General features: G+C 71.9%; 18 protein-coding genes. 4 read left to right on the top strand and 14 right to left on the bottom strand.

All coding sequences use genetic code 11. From position 1 onward, the window contains the following. A complete protein-coding gene (locus tag OG370_RS26905) occupies positions 1-669 on the top strand; it encodes an ABC transporter ATP-binding protein (RefSeq protein WP_328474440.1) in 669 nt (222 codons plus the stop codon). Beyond that, positions 666-3155, top strand: coding sequence for an ABC transporter permease (locus tag OG370_RS26900; RefSeq protein WP_328468595.1), 2490 nt, complete (start codon positions 666-668; stop codon positions 3153-3155). Before OG370_RS26905 ends, OG370_RS26900 begins: the two co-directional genes overlap by 4 nt. A gap of 53 nt (positions 3156-3208) precedes the next feature. Here OG370_RS26900 and OG370_RS26895 read toward each other — a convergent pair whose 3' ends face one another. The 4 genes from OG370_RS26895 to OG370_RS26880 all read right to left on the bottom strand — a co-directional run bounded on the left by OG370_RS26895 (position 3209) and on the right by OG370_RS26880 (position 8274). Further along, positions 3209-4783, bottom strand: coding sequence for an AI-2E family transporter (locus tag OG370_RS26895; RefSeq protein ID WP_328468593.1), 1575 nt, complete (start codon positions 4781-4783; stop codon positions 3209-3211). A gap of 135 nt (positions 4784-4918) precedes the next feature. Beyond that, positions 4919-5602: a transglycosylase SLT domain-containing protein gene (locus OG370_RS26890; protein WP_328468591.1), complete on the bottom strand. Its 684-nt coding sequence runs from the start codon at positions 5600-5602 to the stop codon at positions 4919-4921. A 419-nt stretch (positions 5603-6021) separates the two neighbouring features. After that, on the bottom strand, positions 6022-7341 hold the full coding sequence (locus tag OG370_RS26885) for a PhoH family protein (RefSeq protein WP_328468589.1): 1320 nt from the start codon (positions 7339-7341) through the stop codon (positions 6022-6024). A 171-nt stretch (positions 7342-7512) separates the two neighbouring features. Then, positions 7513-8274 carry an isoprenyl transferase gene (locus OG370_RS26880; protein WP_328468587.1) on the bottom strand — a complete coding sequence of 254 codons (762 nt, stop codon included), beginning with the start codon at positions 8272-8274 and terminating at the stop codon, positions 7513-7515. Between the two features lie 213 nt (positions 8275-8487). Between OG370_RS26880 and mgrA the strand changes: the two genes are divergently transcribed. Continuing rightward, positions 8488-9531 carry an L-glyceraldehyde 3-phosphate reductase gene (gene mgrA, locus OG370_RS26875; RefSeq protein ID WP_328468585.1) on the top strand — a complete coding sequence of 348 codons (1044 nt, stop codon included), beginning with the start codon at positions 8488-8490 and terminating at the stop codon, positions 9529-9531. Positions 9532-9652: 121 nt separating this feature from the next. On the opposite strand, the gene OG370_RS26870 is transcribed toward mgrA, so the two are convergent. After that, the gene (locus OG370_RS26870; protein ID WP_328468583.1) at positions 9653-10372 is read right to left on the bottom strand and encodes a prepilin peptidase; all 720 of its coding nucleotides are present in this window, start codon (positions 10370-10372) and stop codon (positions 9653-9655) included. 66 nt (positions 10373-10438) lie between these two features. Between OG370_RS26870 and OG370_RS26865 the strand changes: the two genes are divergently transcribed. Beyond that, positions 10439-10789 carry a DUF192 domain-containing protein gene (locus OG370_RS26865; protein ID WP_328468581.1) on the top strand — a complete coding sequence of 117 codons (351 nt, stop codon included), beginning with the start codon at positions 10439-10441 and terminating at the stop codon, positions 10787-10789. A 131-nt stretch (positions 10790-10920) separates the two neighbouring features. On the opposite strand, the gene OG370_RS26860 is transcribed toward OG370_RS26865, so the two are convergent. From OG370_RS26860 to OG370_RS26820, 9 genes are all read right to left on the bottom strand, one after another. Continuing rightward, the gene (locus OG370_RS26860) at positions 10921-11583 is read right to left on the bottom strand and encodes an OmpA family protein (RefSeq protein WP_443060749.1); all 663 of its coding nucleotides are present in this window, start codon (positions 11581-11583) and stop codon (positions 10921-10923) included. Between the two features lie 7 nt (positions 11584-11590). Continuing rightward, positions 11591-11956: a hypothetical protein gene (locus tag OG370_RS26855; RefSeq protein WP_328468579.1), complete on the bottom strand. Its 366-nt coding sequence runs from the start codon at positions 11954-11956 to the stop codon at positions 11591-11593. A 245-nt stretch (positions 11957-12201) separates the two neighbouring features. Then, positions 12202-12762: a pilus assembly protein TadG-related protein gene (locus OG370_RS26850; protein ID WP_328468577.1), complete on the bottom strand. Its 561-nt coding sequence runs from the start codon at positions 12760-12762 to the stop codon at positions 12202-12204. Positions 12763-12791: 29 nt separating this feature from the next. After that, positions 12792-13049, bottom strand: coding sequence for a Flp family type IVb pilin (locus OG370_RS26845; protein ID WP_328468575.1), 258 nt, complete (start codon positions 13047-13049; stop codon positions 12792-12794). A 189-nt stretch (positions 13050-13238) separates the two neighbouring features. Further along, on the bottom strand, positions 13239-14129 hold the full coding sequence (locus tag OG370_RS26840) for a DUF5936 domain-containing protein (protein ID WP_328474436.1): 891 nt from the start codon (positions 14127-14129) through the stop codon (positions 13239-13241). Between the two features lie 22 nt (positions 14130-14151). After that, the gene (locus OG370_RS26835; protein WP_328474434.1) at positions 14152-15072 is read right to left on the bottom strand and encodes a type II secretion system F family protein; all 921 of its coding nucleotides are present in this window, start codon (positions 15070-15072) and stop codon (positions 14152-14154) included. A gap of 53 nt (positions 15073-15125) precedes the next feature. After that, on the bottom strand, positions 15126-16460 hold the full coding sequence (locus OG370_RS26830; RefSeq protein ID WP_328468573.1) for a CpaF family protein: 1335 nt from the start codon (positions 16458-16460) through the stop codon (positions 15126-15128). Beyond that, entirely contained in the window at positions 16457-16936 is a 480-nt protein-coding gene (locus OG370_RS26825; protein ID WP_328468570.1) for a TadE/TadG family type IV pilus assembly protein, read from the bottom strand. The genes OG370_RS26830 and OG370_RS26825 overlap by 4 nt, the downstream gene beginning before the upstream one ends. Then, positions 16933-18522: an AAA family ATPase gene (locus OG370_RS26820; RefSeq protein WP_328468568.1), complete on the bottom strand. Its 1590-nt coding sequence runs from the start codon at positions 18520-18522 to the stop codon at positions 16933-16935. The genes OG370_RS26825 and OG370_RS26820 overlap by 4 nt, the downstream gene beginning before the upstream one ends. Between the last annotated feature and the right edge of the window lie 17 nt (positions 18523-18539).

Here is an 18539-nt window from a genome sequence, read left to right as displayed (position 1 = left end):
CTGCTGCGGGCGATCGCGATACGCAAGGCGTACGGACCCACCGCCGCCCTCGACGGGGCGGACCTGACCATCCGCGCCGGCGAGGTCGTCGCGGTGATGGGCCCCTCCGGGTCCGGCAAGTCGACGCTGCTGCACTGCCTGGCCGGCATCGTGCGGCCCGACTCCGGCGAGGTCCGCTACCGCGGGCAGGAGCTGTCGGCGATGTCCGACGGGGAGCGCAGCGCGCTGCGCCGCACCGACTTCGGCTTCGTCTTCCAGTTCGGCCAGCTCGTCCCCGAGTTGACCTGCCTGGAGAACGTGGCGATGCCGATGCGGCTGGGCGGCGTCAAGCGCCGCGTCGCGGAGGAGAAGGCGGCTCAGTGGCTGGAGCGGCTGGAGGTCTCCGACGTCTCCGGCAAGCGGCCCGGCGAGGTCTCCGGCGGGCAGGGCCAGCGGGTCGCGGTCGCCCGCGCCCTGGTCGACGACCCCCGGGTGGTCTTCGCCGACGAGCCGACCGGCGCACTGGACTCGCTCAACGGCGAGCGCGTGATGCGGCTGCTCACCGACGCCGCCCACGACACCGGCGCGGCCGTCGTCCTGGTCACCCACGAACCCCGGGTGGCCGCGTACTCCGACCGGGAGATCGTCGTGCGGGACGGGAAGTCGCGCGACATGGAACGGGTGTCATGAGTACCCAGCACGGAAGCGCGCGGTTCGAGCCGTTCGCCGGCTTCGACGCGACCGGCGGCGGTCCGCGCCGCCCAGGACACCCAGGACACGATGGGCGCCCGCCCGGGCCGGCCGAGCACTCCGCCGACCTGCGCACATGGCTGCGCGACCTCGCGCTCGGCGCGCGCTTCGCGATCAGCGGCGGGCGCGAGGGGTGGACCCGCACCATGCTCACCGCGGTCGGGGTGGGGCTCGGGGTGGCGCTGCTGCTGCTGACCGCGGCGGTGCCGGCGATGATGCAGACCCGCAGTGAGAAGGAGAACGCCCGCCAGCCCGCCAGCGCCACCTACATCGCCCATCCCACCACCGACAGCCTGCTGCGGGCGGACGCCCAGACGACCTACCGCGACCACGACATCGGCGGGGCCCTGGTGCACCCGGAGGGCGCGGAGGCGCAACTGCCGCCCGGCCTGACCCGCTGGCCCGGCAACGGGCAGATGGTGGTGTCGCCCGCGCTGAAGAAGCTGCTGGCGTCCACGCCGCTGCTGCGCGAGCGCCTGCCGTACACGATCACCGGCACCATCGGGAAGGCCGGGGTCACCGGCCCGGCGGAGTTGTACTACTACGCCGGCAGCAACCAGTTGGTCCCCCACGACTCCCGCTACCTGGTCGGCAACGCCGACCGGATCACCGGCTTCGGCCCCGCCGGCCAGTCGGAGCCGCTCGGCCCGACGCTCGAACTGCTGCTGGTCATCGTCCTGGTGGTGCTGCTGCTGCCGGTCGCGGTGTTCATCGGCACCGCGGTACGCCTCGGCGGTGAGCGCCGGGACCGGCGGCTGGCCGCGCTGCGGCTGGTCGGCGCGGACATCCGGATGACCCACCGGATCGCGGCCGGCGAGGCGGTGTTCGGGGCGCTGTTCGGGCTGCTCTTCGGCGGGGCGCTGTTCCTGATCGGCAGACAGCTCGCCTCGAAGGTCAGCGTCATGTCGATCTCCGCGTTCTCCTCGGACCTGACGCCGAACCCGGCGCTGACCGTACTGATCGTGCTCGCCGTGCCGATCGCGTCGATCGCGGTGACCCTGGCCAGCCTGCGCGGCACCACGATAGAGCCGCTGGGCGTCGTACGGCACGCCGTCGGCCGGCGCCGCCGGCTGTGGTGGCGGCTGCTGCTGCCCGCGGTCGGACTGGCCCTGCTGGTACCGCTGTTCGGCAAGGTCCATGGTGGCTCGGGGATCAACGAGTACCAGGTCGCGACCGGCGCCGTCCTGCTGCTCTTCGGGGTGACCGCGGTGCTGCCGTGGCTGGTGGAGGCCGTCGTGGGGCGGCTGCGCGGCGGGCCGATCGCCTGGCAGCTGGCCACCCGCAGGCTCCAGCTCAGCAGCAGCGCGTCCGCCCGGATGGTGAGCGGGGTGACCATCGCGGTCGCCGGCGCGATCGCGCTCCAGATGCTCTTCAACGGCGTCAGCGGCGACTACGTCCGGTCCACCGGCGCCGACACCAACCGCGCCCAGGCCGTCGTCAACGGCATGGTCGCGAGCGGCGCGCAGCTCGACGCGGACGCGAAGTCCATCGCCGCCGCGCAGGGCGTCAGGCAGGTCTACGGCTACGTGCACGGCGACGCCACCGGGCCGGACGCGAGCAAACTCCCCAGGAACGACGAGACGCAGTACCCCGGCCTGGCGATCAACGTCGGCGACTGCACCGCGCTCCGGCAGATGGCGCGGATCACCACCTGCCGGCCGGGCAGCGTGTTCCTGGTGCCGCCGGACGACGGCACCGACAGCGACTACCAGAAGTACGCCAAGCCCGGGGGGAAGCTCGACCTCAACACACCGGACGGCAACGCCTACAGCGGCAAGCCCCGGCTGTGGCAGATCCCGGCCACCGCGGTCAGCGTGCGCTCACGCGCGGACGCCACGGGCGCGCACGTGTGGGGCGTGCTCGCCACCCCGGAGGCGATCGACAGCTCGTCGCTGAAGTACCTGGTCGGGCAGCTGGCGGTCGTGCTCGACCCGGACCAGCCCGACGCGATCGAACGGGCGCGCAACGCCGTGGCCCACCTCGGTGTCGACATGTCCATCTTCACCCTGTATGACACGCGGACGAAGGCCGGCTTCACGCAGATCCACCGCGGTCTGCTCGCCGGGGCGGTCTTCACCATGGGGCTGATAGGCGCGGGGTTGCTGGTGACGATGCTGGAGCAACTGCGCGAGCGCAAGAAACTGCTCGCGGTGCTGGTCGCGTTCGGCACCCGGCGCTCGGTGCTGGCGTGGTCGGTGCTGTGGCAGGCGGCGGTGCCGGTGGTGCTCGGGCTGGTGCTCGCCGTCGCGGCCGGCATCGGGTTCGGCGCGGCGCTGCTCGCGATGGTGGAGCGGCCCTTCCACACCGACTGGGTCAGTGTCGCCACGATGACCGGGGTCGGGGCGGGGGTCATCTTCGCGGTGACGCTGCTCAGCATGCCGCCGCTGTGGCGGCTGATGCGGGCGGACGGGCTCCGCACGGAGTAGGGCGCGTCCCGACGGGGCGCGTGGGGGGGGTCGAAATTCCCTCCCGCGCGCCCCTATTTCACGCCGTCGTCCGCCAGTTCACGCGCGTCGAGCTCGTCCTCGGCCGTATCCGTGTCCGTGTCCGTGTCCGTGTCGGTATCCGCCGTCGCGCGCCCAGCCGCAGCCGTCTCCGGGGCGGGGTCCGCGTCGAGGCCCGGGGCCGAGGACGGGTCCGCCACCTCCTGCGCGGGCTCGGCGTCCGGCGCGGGTACGACCGGGGACGTCCCGGTCTCGGTCTCGGCCTCGGTACCCGACTTCGCCCGCGCCCTGAGCACGCCGACGACCGTGTTGCTCACCGCGACCAGCGGCACCGCGCTGATCGCCCCGCCGATCCCGGCGATCATCGACCCGGCCGCCACCGACAGCACCACCGCCAGCGGGTGGACCCGCACCGCGCGGCCGAGGATGAACGGCTGGAGCACATGCCCTTCGATCTGCTGCACCGCGAGCACCACGAGCAGTACCAGCAGCGCGGTGAACGGCCCCTGGGTGACCAGCGAGACGACCACCGCCACCGCGCCCGAGGCGACCGCGCCGACCAGCGGCACGAACGACGACACGAAGATGACGACCGCCAGCGGCACCGCCATCGGCACGCCGAGGAAGAAGATGCCGATGCCGATGCAGATCGCGTCGATCATCGCCACGATCACGGTGCCGCGCACATACAGCGTCAGGGTGCGCCAGGCGCGCGGGCCGGCTTCGGCCAGTCCGGCCCGGGCGTCCCGCGGGAACAGCCGCAGCACCCAGTTCCAGATGTTCGGCCCGTCGTAGAGCAGGAACAGGGTGCTGAACATCGCCAGCAGCACGCCGGTCAGGAACTCCACGATGACGGTGACGCCTTGCAGGCCCGCGTCGGTGAGCTGCTTGGTGTTGTGCCCGATCGCGTTGCTGAGGTTGTTGGCGACCTGGTTGATCTGGTCGTCGGTGACGTGGAAGGGGCTGTTGAGCAGCCACTTCTTCCCCTGGTCGATACCGTCCTGGAGGCTGGTGGACAGGCTGTCGATGTTGTCCATCACCTGCCACACCACGAACCAGCCGACCAGGCCCATCACCACGAAGCCGCCGATGAAGACCATCGCGGTGGCGAGCCCGCGCGGCACCCCCATCCGCTTCAGGCGGGCCACGAACGGCTGGAGCAGCGCGGTGATCAGCAGCGCGGCGACGAACGCCAGCACCAGCAGCCGGACCGCGCCTATCACCCGCATCAGCACCCACACGGTGCCGGCCAGGACCAGCAGCCGCCAGCCGATCTCGGCGGCGACCCGCATGCTCCACGGCACGACCGCGACCGGGTTCGGCACGGGCGCGGTGCGCGGCGGCGCGGGCGGGTCGGATGCCGCCGCCTGCGCGGGAACTGACGCCGGGTCGGCGGTGCCGGCCGCCGCCGGGTCCGGCGGCTGCGCGACGGCGGCCTCGGGCCGGGCCGGCTCCGGCTGGCCGGGCACGCCAGAGGGGGCCGCGGTGGTCGCGGCCCCCCGGTGCTCCGCGTCGCGCGCGGAAACAGTGGCGTGTCGTTCGTCCAGTCGCCCGGCGAGATTCGCCAGACCGGACGCGAGCGTGGCGCTCCAGTGGCGTTTGTCCGGCATCGCTGTTCTCCCCCTGACCCGTCGGCCGTCTGTGGCACTGCTGTGCAAGACGACGTTACCCGGGATCAGGGTTGACCCGGCCACGGTAGTGGCCCGATCGGTGGCGCGACGCGGCTGCCGGTCCGGCGCCGGATTCTAGTAGTAGTGGTTGACCTGCCAGAACTGCCAGGCGTCACAAGGACTGCCGTAGCGGCTGTTCATGTAGTTCAGGCCCCACTTTATCTGCGTGGCCGGGTTGCTCCGCCAATCGGCGCCCGCCGAGGCCATCTTGGAGCCGGGCAGGGCCTGGACCAGACCGTAGGCACCACTGGACGCGTTCTGAGCGGTGTAGTCCCAGCCGCTCTCGTGCGTCACGATGTTGGAGAAGCACATGTACTGGCCGCTGCCGACGATCTGCTGCGCCATGGCCTGCACCTGTGCGGTGGTGTACGAAGCCTGTACCGAGAAGGTGGCGCTCGAGTCGCCCTTGCCGGACTCCGCCTTGATCTTGGCCGCCTTGGCCGCCGCTGCGTCGTCCGCCTTCTTCTTGCTGGCGGCGTCCTTCGCGGCCTGGACGCGGGCTGCCTGCTCCGCGGACTGCCGGGCCGAGGCGTCCGCGGCGTCCGACTGAGCTTGTACCTGCTCCGTCAACGACGCCTGCTGCACCTGCTGGCCGGCGGGGATGTCTGCGAGGAGGGTGGTCGTGCCCGCGGCTTCGACGGGCTGGTCGGCTGTGCCGCTGCCCTGGTCTGCGCCCGACGCGACGCCTACCACGGCGCCCACTGTGGTGACCGCAGTGGCTGACGCCACCGCGAGTCCCCGGACCGAGATCCGGCTCACACGGTTTCCTTCCGGAATCGCCCGCTTGGTGACCGCACGGACGGAATCGTGCCCCTGGCGCGGTCCCCCTGGGCCGGTCCGCCGTACGGGCCGGGCGGTCACGGGGGTACTGGCCCGGTGCGAAGTCCCTTGCGGGGTCCGCGTGATGCTCGGGCGGCTCATGGCGTCGATGTGGACTTGTGGGTGACGCGTTCCCGTGCCCCGAGGGGTACGGGAGTGCCATGAGCGGGGCCTGACAGCCTCACACCCTGCCGTACTCCGACGCCGTGCGGCAATTTCCGGTTGAGTGGCAAAGTTCACATGCTGCGGACGGAGGTAAATCCCTGCACGCACACCCCCCGAACGCTAAGCTGCTGCGCCCGGTTTCCCGGACGCAGCAGCCTCAACTCGCCTGATTATCGGACAGATACGGCCATTGCTCAGCCGCCGGTCTCCTCCAGCATCTCGGTGACGAGTGCCGCGATCGGCGACCGCTCGGAGCGGCTGAGCGTCACGTGGGCGAAGAGCGGATGGCCCTTCAGTTTCTCCACCACCGCCACGACTCCGTCGTACCGCCCGACCCGGAGGTTGTCGCGCTGGGCCACGTCATGGGTGAGCACCACCCGCGAGCCGGCCCCGATCCGGGACAACACGGTCAGCAGGACGTTCCGTTCCAGCGACTGGGCCTCGTCGACGATCACGAACGCGTCGTGCAGCGAGCGGCCCCGGATGTGGGTGAGCGGCAGCACTTCGAGCATGCCGCGCGCCACCACCTCCTCGATGACCTCCTTCGACGTCACCGCCGCGAGGGTGTCGAAGACGGCCTGGGCCCACGGGCTCATCTTCTCCGCCTCGCTGCCCGGCAGATAGCCCAACTCCTGCCCGCCGACCGCGTACAGCGGGCGGAAGACCATCACCTTGCGGTGCTGGCGGCGCTCCAGGACCGCCTCCAGGCCCGCGCACAGCGCCAGCGCGGACTTGCCGGTGCCGGCCCGCCCGCCCATCGACACGATGCCGACCTCCGGGTCCAGCAGCAGATCCAGCGCGATCCGCTGCTCGGCGCTGCGGCCGTGGATGCCGAACGCCTCCCGGTCGCCGCGCACCAGGCGCACCCGGCCGTCCTCGGTGACCCGGCCCAGCGCCTTGCCGCGCTCGGACTGCAGCACCAGCCCGGTGTGCACCGGCAGATCCGCCACGTCGGGCAGATCGATGACCTCCTGAGCGAAGAGGGCGTCCACGTCCTCGGCGCCGATCTGCAGCTCCTCCATCCCGGTCCAGCCGGAGGTGATGGCGAGCTCCGCGCGGTACTCCTCGGCGAGCAGGCCGACGGAGGACGCCTTCACCCGCAGCGGCAGGTCCTTGGAGACGACGGTGACGTCGTACCCCTCGGCCTGGAGGTTGCGGGCGACGGCGAGGATGCGCGAGTCGTTGTCACCCAGCCGGAAACCCGCGGGCAGCACCCCGGGGTCCGAATGGTTGAGCTCGACCCTGAGCGTGCCACCGATGTCGCCGATCGGAATCGGCGCGTCGAGCCTGCCGTACCTGATCCGGAACTCGTCGAGCGTGCGCAACGCCTGGCGGGCGAAGTAGCCGAGTTCGGGGTGGTGGCGCTTGGCCTCCAACTCCGTCACCACGACGACCGGCAGCACGACCTCGTGCTCGTCGAAACGGGTGAAGGCGTTGGGGTCGGCGAGCAGCACGCTGGTGTCGAGTACATATGTGCGCCGGTCGTGATCACGGCGATTCTTGCTGGTCACCACGTGTGGACGAACCCCCTCGGGAGAGGTGAGTCTTGCGGTCCGGCAGCCAAGGTCCGGATGCCGGTCTGCCAGTGATATGCCCTGGATCAGCCGCTCGCATGCGGATGCATACGACAGTCACCCGACGGTCACCGCCTCGCCACGGAACGCTCACCCCTCCGGTGGAGTCGGTCACGCTCCGTAGCGGCGATGCCGGGCCGCGTAGTCACGCAGCGCCCGCAGGAAGTCCACCTTGCGGAAGGCGGGCCAGAAGACCTCGCAGAAGTAGTACTCCGAATGCGCGCTCTGCCACAGCATGAAACCGGACAGCCGCTGCTCGCCCGAGGTGCGGATCACCAGGTCGGGGTCGGGCTGGCCGCGGGTGTAGAGGTGCTCGGCGATGTGCTCGACGTCGAGGATCTCGGCCAGGTCCTCGATGGAGGTGCCGCGCCCGGCGTGCTCGTGCAGCAGCGAGCGGACCGCGTCGGCGATCTCCTGCCGGCCGCCGTAGCCGACCGCCACGTTGACCAGGATGCCCTCCTGGCCGTCGGTGGCCTGCTCGGCCTCCTTCAGCACGCTCTGGGTGCGCGCGGGCAGCAGGTCCATCGTGCCCACGTGGTGCACCCGCCAGCGGCCCGCGGCGGCCAGTTCGGTGACGGCGTCCTCGATGATGCCCAGCAGCGGCACCAGCTGGTCGGCCGGCCGGTCCAGGTTGTCGGTGGACAGCAGCCACAGGGTGACCACCTCGACCCCGGTCTCCTCGCACCAGCCCAGCATCTCGGCGATCTTGTCCGCGCCGGCCCGGTGGCCCTGCTCGGGGCTGCCGCCGGACGCCTTGGCCCAGCGCCGGTTGCCGTCCAGGATCACGCCGATGTGCTTGGGGGTCTGCGACACGTCGATCCGGCGTTCCACCCGGCGGGAGTACAACCCGTACACCAGGTCGCGCAGATTCATCGCGTACCAGCCCCTCATGTGCTCGTCGCCCGAGCGGCCACACTACTGCGCGAACAGCCGTACGGACGAACCGGGTCGAGCAGCCGCAGGTCACGGACGGCGCCGGATACGGGCGCCGGACGGTGGCGCGACGGGGTCGTGATCAGCGACGCGACCGCGCGACGGGCGGTATCGGGTAGTAGACCCTTCAACCGCGCGTGATAAGCAGAGGACGTGAACATCCGAAACCTCTACCGCGCCTCCGACGAGCGCTACGACTCGATGGAGTACCGCCGCACCGGACGCAGCGGCCTCAAGCTCCCGGCCGTCTCGCTCGGCCTGTGGCACAACTTCGGCGACGACCGCACCCTGGACTCGCAGCGGGCCATCCTGCGCCGCGCCTTCGACCTCGGGATCACCCACTTCGACCTGGCCAACAACTACGGCCCGCCGTACGGCGCCGCCGAAGCCAACTTCGGCACCCTCTTCGCGCAGGACTTCCGCCCCTACCGCGACGAGCTGGTCATCTCCACCAAGGCCGGCTACGACATGTGGCCGGGCCCCTACGGTGAGTGGGGCTCCCGCAAGTACCTGCTCGCCTCGCTCGACCAGTCGCTGTCCCGGATGGGCCTGGACTACGTCGACATCTTCTACTCCCACCGCTTCGACCCGGACACCCCGCTCGAAGAGACGATGGGTGCCCTGGCCACCGCGGTCCAGCAGGGCAAGGCGCTGTACGTCGGCATCTCCTCCTACGGGCCGGACCGGACCCGCGAGGCGGCGCGCATCCTGCGTGAGCTGGGCGTGCCGGCGCTGATCCACCAGCCGTCGTACTCCATGATCAACCGCTGGATCGAGGACGACGGGCTGCTCGACGTCCTCGACGAGGAGGGCATGGGCTGCATCGGGTTCGTGCCGCTGGCCCAGGGCCTGCTCACCGACCGCTACCTCGGCGGCATCCCGGCCGACTCCCGGGCCGCGCAGGGCAAGTCGCTCAACCCCGCGCTGGTCAACGACGAGACGATCGCGCGGCTGCGCGCCCTCAACGACGTCGCCGCCGCCCGCGGCCAGTCCCTGGCGCAGCTCGCGCTGTCCTGGGTGCTGCGGGACCCGCGGGTGACCTCGGCGCTGATCGGGGCGTCGTCCGTCGGGCAGCTGGAGGCGAACGTCGCCGCGGTCGGGGCGGCGCCGCTGACCGCGGAGGAGCTGGCGGAGATCGACCGGCACGCCGTGGAGCCGGAGGGCGTGAACCTCTGGAGCGTCAGCAGCGACGCGTAGCCGGACCCCGGGTGCCCCTGTTCCGCCGGTTCAGGGGCACCCGGGCGCGGGGGGCTCTGACGGCGGGACTCGGAGGGCGAGAGCTGACGGCGGGAGCCTCTGACGGCCGCGGGCTGACGGGTCAGGGCACCAGGAGCAGTGCGGTGAGGGCGCCGGCGAGCATGAAGGGGCCGAAGGGCATCGCGGTCTTGCGGGTGGCCCGCCGGGTGGCGATGAGGACGAGCCCGACCACCGCCCCGAGCAGGAACCCGGCGAACGTGCCGGTGATCACGGCGCCCCAGCCGTACCAGCCCAGGACGAGCCCGAGGGTGGGAGCGAGTTTCACGTCGCCGAAGCCCATGCCGGCCGGGTTGACGAAGAACAGCACGGCGTAGAGGACCCCCAGCACCACCGCGGCGATCAGGGCGCGCGTCCAGGAGCCGTGGTGGGAGGGCAGCAGGGCGGCGCCGCCGAGCAGGAGCGCGGTGAGCCCGAGCGCGGGGAGGGTCAGGACGTCCGGCAGCCGGAAGACCGCGAGGTCGACCCGGGCGAGGACCCCGCAGACCGGTACCAGCAGCAGCCAGACGGCGAGTTCGGGGTGCCCGCCCACCCGCCAGGCGAGTGCCGCGCAGACCAGCGCGCAGCCCAGCGCGGCACCGTAGCCGGGTCCGTGGCGCCGCTGGTCCTCGGGGCACCGCCCGCAGCGGGCCGGGCCGAGCCAGCCGCCGACCGGGTGCCCGGACGGGCAGGTCCCCGCCCAGGGCTCCTCGGCGGGGACCGCCAACCGGTAGGCGGCGCGCGGCAGGAGCAGCCCGCTCGCTATTCCCCAGACGGCGGCGCCCACGATCAGATAGACATGCACCGGGCCGACCGTACACGGGCGGTCGCGCCGTTCGGGAGGGGCCGGGCGGACGGGGAGGAGACGACGATGCGCCGACGCTGGCGGGACGGCGAGGGCCTGCTGCGCACACCAGGCACCGAGGTGGCGCTCCGGGTCGCCGCCTCCTACCGCGCCCGTACCCGGGGGCTGTTGGGCCGCGACGGGCTCGACGGCGCGTTGCTGCTCACCCCCGCGTCCAGCATCCACACCGTCCGGATGCGGTTCGCCATCGACGTGGCCTACCTCGACCAGCGGCTGCGCGTCCTCGCGGTGCGCACCATGCCGCCCGGCCGTGTCGGCCGCCCCCGGCTGCGGGCCCGGCACGTGCTGGAGGCCGAGGCGGGTGCCTTCGCCCGGTGGGGCATCGTGAAGGGCGTCACGCTGGAAGTGCCGGACTGAGGACGGGCCTTGGCGCCGTCGCGGGTCGGGCTCCCGGTACGCGGAAACGGGAACGGGCCGGTTCGCAAGGGGGGAGCGCGAACCGGCCCGAGGGGGGACCCAGACGTTACCGCGCCCGGGGCCGGTGCTCCCTACGACGACGCGGGTGGCGTGAAGGTGATCTCCACCCGGCGGTTCTCGCGGCGGCCGCTCTCACTGGAGTTGTCGGCGATCGGGTACTGCTCGCCGTAGCCGCGGACCTGGAAGGTGTGCGCCGGGTCCCCCAGCGTCGCCAGTTGCGCGGCCAGCACGTTGTAGACCGCGGTGGCCCGCTGCTTCGACAGCACGTCGCCGTGCTCGCTGCTGCCCAGGTTGTCGGTGAACCCGAAGACACGGATGGGTGAGGTGACGTGCTGCGCGTTGATATCACCCGCGATCGCCTGGATACGGGACGTCGCGGTCGCCGAGAGCTTCGCGCTGTCCTTCGTGAACAGCACCTCGGCCTGCAGGGCGTACGTCACCGTCGTGTTCGACGTCTCCTGCCGCTCCTCCGGCTGGCTGGCGGACACCGAGCCCTGGTCGGTCACCGAGACGATGTCCAGGACCTTCGGCGGGGCCAGCGTGGCGCCCTCGGGGAGTTTCAGGTCCGGTGAGTTCGGGTCGATCTGCACGGGGGCGGAGGGCGTGGGGTCGCCCGCGGTCGGCGGCGGGTTCGGGTCCGCGCCGGCGGGGGTGGCGCACACGAGGATCAGCGCGGCCGCGGCGGAGGCGCCGGCCGCGGCGACGGTCCGACGGGGGTGGGGTGTGCGGGTCACGGCGGGGTCACCCCTCGGAGATGGAGATCTTGGCGGGGGGCATGGTGGGGAGTTCGAACTCGACGGAGGTGGTGGATTCGGGTGGGGAGGGGAACTGGGCGAAGAAGGGGCGGGTTTCCTTGGGTTCGATTCCGACCAGGCCCATCGTGCACAGGCAGCGCCCGTCCGTGTCACGCAGGACGTAATAGCGCTTCTTCCCCGCCTCATCGACCAGGACGGCTCCAGCGACCGACGCCCCGGAATGGCTGAGCGCGGTCTCCTCACCGACCCACAGATTGGCGCTGAAGGCCGACTGCCCGTTGTTCGTCACCGTACCCTCCACCGTGACGAAACCTCCGGAGTCGCGCACCGCGGAGTTGATGGTGACGAGCATGTCGCTCTCGCCCTTGATCTGAGCCAGGACCTGAGTCGGCGACGGGGAGGGCGAATCCGCTCCGCCTCCACCCTTCGTGGCCTGGACGGACGAGCTAGGCGACGCTGAGGACTTGCCATCCTCCTTCTTGCTGCCTCCTCCCCCACAGCCCGTCATGGTGACGGCGGCGGCAACGGCGAGTGCCACGGCTGTCGTCGCCCTGCGCGCGTGTCCCATCATTCCCCGTCCTCGCTGATCGTCGGAGTTCACTTGCTGAGGTGCACCGAGTAGAAGTCCGAGAGATCCAACGTGAATCCCTGAGCACTCGGATCGATGGTCATTGGGCCCCCGTCACAGGTGAAGCGCATCGTATGGCCGCTCTTGGCATCGGTTCCGAGGGAGCATCGCGGCTCGACGACCGCGGTGGCGGTGGCCTCCGCGTGCTTGGATTCGGTGCCGTCGATCACCGAACTGCCCACGGTGTCATCGGTGATGACGGAAACGGTGTAGCCCACGCCGCTGCCGACCCGCTCACACTGCCGCACCGTGGCTCGGTTGTCGCCGGCGTACTGGCGAGCCGCCTGGCAGGCTGCTCCGTCATCGGTACCGGCATCATTGAGGAGTTGGCCCAGGATGTCGCTGTTACCTGTGTTCAGTGCCTGGAGGAACGCGATCTTGACCTCATCGCGATTCTGTCGGGCTGCTGCCAGCGCCGCGGAGTCAGCAGCCGTCTGGGCCTTGCTCCGCACGTTCGTCGCCTGTCCGACGGCGAAGAACGCGAACGCCAGGAAGAACAACGCCCCCATGGCGACGATGTAGATGCCCACCGTCTGCCCGCGGTCGCTGCTGAACCGTCCTACTTCCCGCCGCCGCTGGTGATCTTGTTGATCGTGTTGGTGATCGCGTTCTTGATGGTGTTTCCGATATCCGTCGTCCCCGCCAGCACCCCGATGATCACCGCGATCACCACCGCGATCCCGAGGTATTCGAAGGACGTCTGGCCGCGGTCCGAGCGGGTCGCCGTGCGGGCGGCGAGGCGGGCGGTCAGACGGTCCGTGCGGGTGCGGAGCCAGACCTCGGCGTCCGTGTAGTGCTGGAGAACCCACCTGTTCACGATTGCTCGCCCCATTCCTGATCACCTGGCTCCTGGTCACGGCGGCCGGTTCCGGCCGTTCGGGCTCGGGGGGCACGGCGCACCGCCTTTCGCTGGTCCTGCTGCTCATGCCGGGCACGTCGGCGCCCTCTGAGCCAGCATGACGCGAACTCACGCTGTGTCGTACCCCGTTCACGCAAAACAACCGGCTCACCCACCCCCGAAGAGGTCACCGAAGTGAATCTGGGAGCCGATGATCGTGCCCGAGATGAGCAGGATCATGGTGGCCGGGACGAGCAGGATCGTGATGACGCCCGTCGCGCGCGGGACCATGCGGGCCGCGCGGCGGCGGGCGTTCTGCGCCTCGGTACGGCGCATGTCGGTGGCGATCTGGAGCAGGGTGCGCGCGATGGGGGCGCCGAGTTCCTCGCCCTGCTGGAGCGCGGTGACGAACTGCCCCACCTGGTCGCTGCGGTTGCGCTTGCGCAGCTGGTCGAAGGCGTCGCGGCGGCTGACCCCGACGTCCATCTGCCGCAGGGCGACCCGGACTTCGTCGGACCAGGGACCCTGGTAGACGGAGTTGACGCGTTCGAGGGCCTGGCGGAAGCCGAGCCCGGCACTGACCACGACCGCGAGCACGTCGAGGAAGTCCGGCAGGGTGCGCTCGATGTCGTCGCGGCGACGGCGGATCGCGAGCCAGATGCCGAGGTCGGCCCACCACCAGGCGTAGCCGAGCAGGAGGAGCGCCAGGAACCAGTTGCCGCGGCTGAACAGCGCCAGGGCGGCGAGGCCGCCGAGGAAGCCGTAGACAGCGCGGCGGGCGGCGTAGCGCTCGACGGTGAGCCCGTAGGGGTGGCCGGCGTGGTCGATCCGGGCGCGCATCTTGGCGATCCGGGCGGGGCCCATCATCCGCAGCACCATGGGCGCCCAGCGCATGCCGACCCGGTCGATGGCGTTGCCGGTGCGGGTGGTGCGGGTGCGGCCGACTTCGAGGGCGAGCGCGAGGTCGTCGGGGAGTCTCGTGTCCGCGCGCAGCAGGCCGACCCCGTAGACGACGCCGGTCAGGGCGGCGGCGAGCAGGACGGCGAGGCCGAGTCCGATCAGGGTCATCGTGGCAGGTTCCTCACACGTCGATCCGGGACATCCGGCGGATGAGCGCGAAGCCGACGACGTACAGGGCCAGGGCGACCAGGACGCAGATCCGGCCGATGCCGGAGCCGGTCATGGCGCTGAGCGAGCCGGGCATGATGCGGTTGAGCAGCAGCAGCGAGCCGATGCCGATCACCGGGACCGCGTAGGCGGTGACGGTGACCTGGGACATCTGGGTACGGATCTCGCGGCGGGTCTCCTTGCGCTCCTCCAGGGTGACGGTGAGGTTGCGCAGGGACTCCACGACGGAACCGCCGGCCCGGCTGGACAGCACGAGGGTGGACACCAGGACGACCAACTCGCGGCTGGGCAGGCGCTGCTGGAGTTCGCCGAGGGCGTCCTCGACGGAGTGGCCGAGCGCCATGGCGTCGGCGACCTGCTTCAACTCCTCGCCGGCGGGCGCCTCCAGCTCCTCCGCGGCCATGGAAACCGCGGTGCGCAGCGCCAGGCCGGCCTGGGTGGCATTGGCCAGTACCCGGGCGAGTTCGGGGAGTTGGGCGATGAAGCGTTCGGTGCGCACCCGGCGGCGCCAGGCGAGGAAGGAGAAGCCGGCCCAGCCGGCCAGCAGTGCGGCGATCGGGCCGAAGAACGGCGCGAGCAGGGTCGCGGCGACGATCCAGGCGGCGGCGATGACGCCGGTCACGGCGGCGGTGAACTGGCCGGGGGTGAGGTTGGTGCCGGTGGCGGCGAGCCGTCCGGCCAGCCGGCGGCCCCAGGCGTAGCGGCGCACCCGGCGGTCCAGCGCGGCGAAGGCGGGCCGCCGGGGGCCGTCGTCGCCGAAGTCGCCGGCGAGGCGTTCGACCAGCGCGGCGCGGTCGGCGCGGCCGCCCCACCAGGCGTGCAGGCCCCAGACGCCGAAGGCGAGCGCGACGGTGGCGACGCCGAGCACGAACAGCGGGTAGGGCCCGGAGGCGAACTGGGTACTGGCGAACTGGGTTCGCGCGAGGGTCACTTCGCCTCCCGGCTGTCGAGTTCGAGTTCGGTGGCGCCGACACCGTACGCGGCGGGGATGTGCTCGCCGGACAGGTAGAGGCGGTCGCCGATCTCGCGGGGCAGCGGGTGGTGTTCGTACCAGCCGCGGACGATGCGGTCGACGCCGAGGGGTTCGGCGCGGAAGCGGGTGGCGGAGGTGAGCCGGAAGGTGTCGCGGCCGCGGGAGGAGAGCACCGCGATCTCGGCGATCCGGCGGGTGCCGTCGACGTGCCGCTGGAGCTGGACCAGTACGTCCACCGCGGAGTTGATCTGGTCGCGCAGCGCCTCGAAGGGGATCTTGACCTCGCTCATGGAGGCGAGGGTCTGCAGACGCAGGACGGCGTCCTCGGCGGAGTTGGCGTGCACGGTGGCGAGGGAGCCGTCGTGGCCGGTGGACATCGCCTGGAGCATGTCGAGGGTCTCGCCGCCGCGGACCTCGCCGACGATGATGCGGTCGGGGCGCATCCGCAGGGAGTTGCGGACCAGGTCGCGGATGGTGATGCGGCCCTCGCCCTCGACGTTCGGCGGGCGGGACTCCAGCCGGATCACGTGCTCCTGCTGGAGCTGGAGTTCGGCGGCGTCCTCGACGGTGATGATCCGCTCGCCGTCGGGGATCAGCCCGGACAGCGCGTTGAGCAGGGTGGTCTTGCCGGAGCCGGTGCCGCCGCTGACGATGATGTTGCACTTGGCGCGGACGAACCCGGAGAGCAGGAGCAGCATGTGCTCGTCGAGGGTGCCCAGGCCGATGAGTTCCTGGAGCGTGTAGGCGCGCGGGAAGCGGCGGATGGTCAGGGTGGGGCCGGTCAGCGAGAGCGGCGGGATGATGACGTTGACGCGCTCGCCGGACGGCAGGCGGGCGTCGACCATCGGATTGGACTCGTCCACGCGGCGGTTGACGGTGGAGACGATGCGTTCGATGGTCTGCAGGAGCTGGTCGGCGGAGGAGAAGCGGGCCGGGACGAGTTCGACCCGGCCGCCGCGTTCGACGTAGATCCGGTCCGGGCCGTTGACCATGATCTCGGTGACGGAGGGGTCCTCCAGCAGCGGTTCGAGGATGCCCAGGCCCAGTGCCTCGTCGACCACCCGGCGGATCAGCGCGGCCCGTTCGGCGCTGGAGAGCACCGGGCCCTCGCGGCTGATGATGTGGCCGAGGACGCGTTCGAGCCGGGCGCGGCGCTCGGCGGCGGCGAGCGCCGACATCTCGGCGAGGTCGATCTCCTGGAGCAGTTTGGCCCGGTAGACGGCCACGAGGTGGCCTTCCTGGGTCTGCGGGGTGGCCTCTTCGACGGCGAGGCGGGCACGCAGGCTCATGGCGTCCAGTCCTCCTTCGGCATGGTCGCGTCGCGGTGCACCGGCCCGAACAGGTGCACGCCGGGCAGCACGGACGGGATGTCCACGGTGGCCTCCGCGGTGACGCTCTGCGCGTCGTTCACCGGCCATCCGATGTCCGGGTGGACCCAGCCGCTGACCGCGGCCTCGCCCGCCCGGGCGCCGGCGTCGATGCCTCCCCGCGGGTCGGGCAGCGCCGCGGTACGTGCGGCGGTCCGCGCCGCGGTGCCGGCCTGCGAGCCGCAGTAGGCGGCGATGCCGAGCTGGATGCCGGCGAGCGCGATGAGCAGCAGGAACGGCAGCATGCCGAGGTATTCCAGGGATGCCTGGCCGGCCGGGCGCCGCCCGCCGATCCGCCCGCGGTACCGCTCGCCCGTCCGCCCCCGGCGCCGCTCGGTCGTCCGCCCCCGGGACGGCCTGACGTGCCGCTCGCCGTGCCGCTCCCGCCGCGTCGTCATGGCGTGGTCCCCTCGCCGGCCGTCTCGTCCACGGTGCTCGCGTGGCCGTGCACGGTGACGGGGAAGTCGATGGCGCCGGGGAACAGGACGGGGACCTTGAGGCCGAGGGTGACGGAGACCTGGCCGTCCTGGGAGCGGTCGGCGGTGGGGCCCTGCATGTCGGAGGCCCAGGCGCCGGGGAGGTCACTGGCCGCGGCCGCACGGTAGTCGGCGCCGACGGCGGCGGCGCGGGCGGCCTGGTCGGCGGCGTTGCCCGCGAGGGTGAAGGTGTAGCCGGCCAGCACGGCCTGCCAGACCAGGATGAGGGTGATCAGGATGACCGGCGTCATGCCCAGCGTCTCCAGGGTGACCTGGCCTCGGTCGCGGTCGGCCCGGCGCAGCCGCTTCCCGGACCGCCCGGCCGGCAGCGTCGCGCCGGTGACCAGGCCCAGCTCCCCCGCCAGCGTCCAGATTCCGGTGCGTACGGTGGAGCGCGCGTCGAGGTCGTGCAGCCGCCCCGCGTCGATGACGGGCTGGAGTTCGCGGAAGCCGGCCGGGATGGCGGACTCGGCGATCCTGGAGCCGGTGATCCGGCCGATCAGCGAGGGCTGGATCTCGCTGCCCCGGGTGTGCCGGTTCACCGCGGCGGTGGTGTCCTGGGGCTTGCGGATCTGCAGCCGGTCCCACATCCGCACCATCCGCTTGGCGGCGCGCACGGCGACGACGTCGGGGGTGGTGACCAGCACGGCGGTGTCGGCGGTCTCGACGGCGACCGCGTTGGCACTGGTGACCTGGGTGCCGCAGTCGACGACGACCACTTCGTACCGCTGCCGCAGGGCGGTCAGCACCAGGCGGGCGGCACGGTCGGTGACGTCCTCGCCGCGCTCGCCGTCGGCGGGGGCGAGCAGCAGCGCCAGCCCGGACTCGTGGACGTACATCGCGTCGTTCAGAACGCGCGAGGAGACGTCGGCGATGTCGGCCAGGTCGGCGATGGAGCGGCGGAACTGGACGTCGAGGTACGAGGCGACGTCGCCGCCCTGCAGGTCGAGGTCGACCAGGGCGGTGGAGCGGCCCGACGCGTGTGCGGCCAGGGCTAGTTGGACGGCGATGACGGTGGTGCCGACACCGCCCTTGGCGCCGGCCACCGCGACCAGGGTGCCGCCGGCGACGGCGGGCAGCGCGGCCCGGCCCGGCGCGAGGTGCCGGCGCACCCCCTCCGCCCAGGACGCGGCGGCCTCCACTCGGGCGCCCAACTCGTCGTAGGCGAGCGGCATTCCGATCACCCCGCGGGCGCCGGAGTTCATCGCGGAGGCCAGCATCGCCGGGCTCGGGTCGGCGGTGAGCAGCACCACGCCGACCGCGGGGAAGCGCAGCGCCACGTCCCGCACCAGGTCGAGCGCGGGCATCGGCCCGATCAGGTCGTGCACGACGACGACTTCGGGCAGTTCGTCGACGCCCGCCTCGGCGGCCCGGGCGAGGGCGTCGAGCAGCGCGGTGGAGTTGGGCAGGGCGGGGGCGGGCTCGGCGCCCGGGAGCTGGCCGAGCAGCCCGACCAGCGCGCGGGCGGCGTCGGCGTCGGCGGTGCCGGCGAGGATGCGTACGGTCATCTCGGCCCTCCCATGGC

The sequence above is a fragment of the Streptomyces sp. NBC_00448 genome, assembly GCF_036014115.1.
Taxonomy (GTDB): domain Bacteria; phylum Actinomycetota; class Actinomycetes; order Streptomycetales; family Streptomycetaceae; genus Actinacidiphila.
The sequence above is the reverse complement of the archived record's forward strand: the minus strand, read 5'-3'. Positions and strand labels throughout refer to the sequence as shown.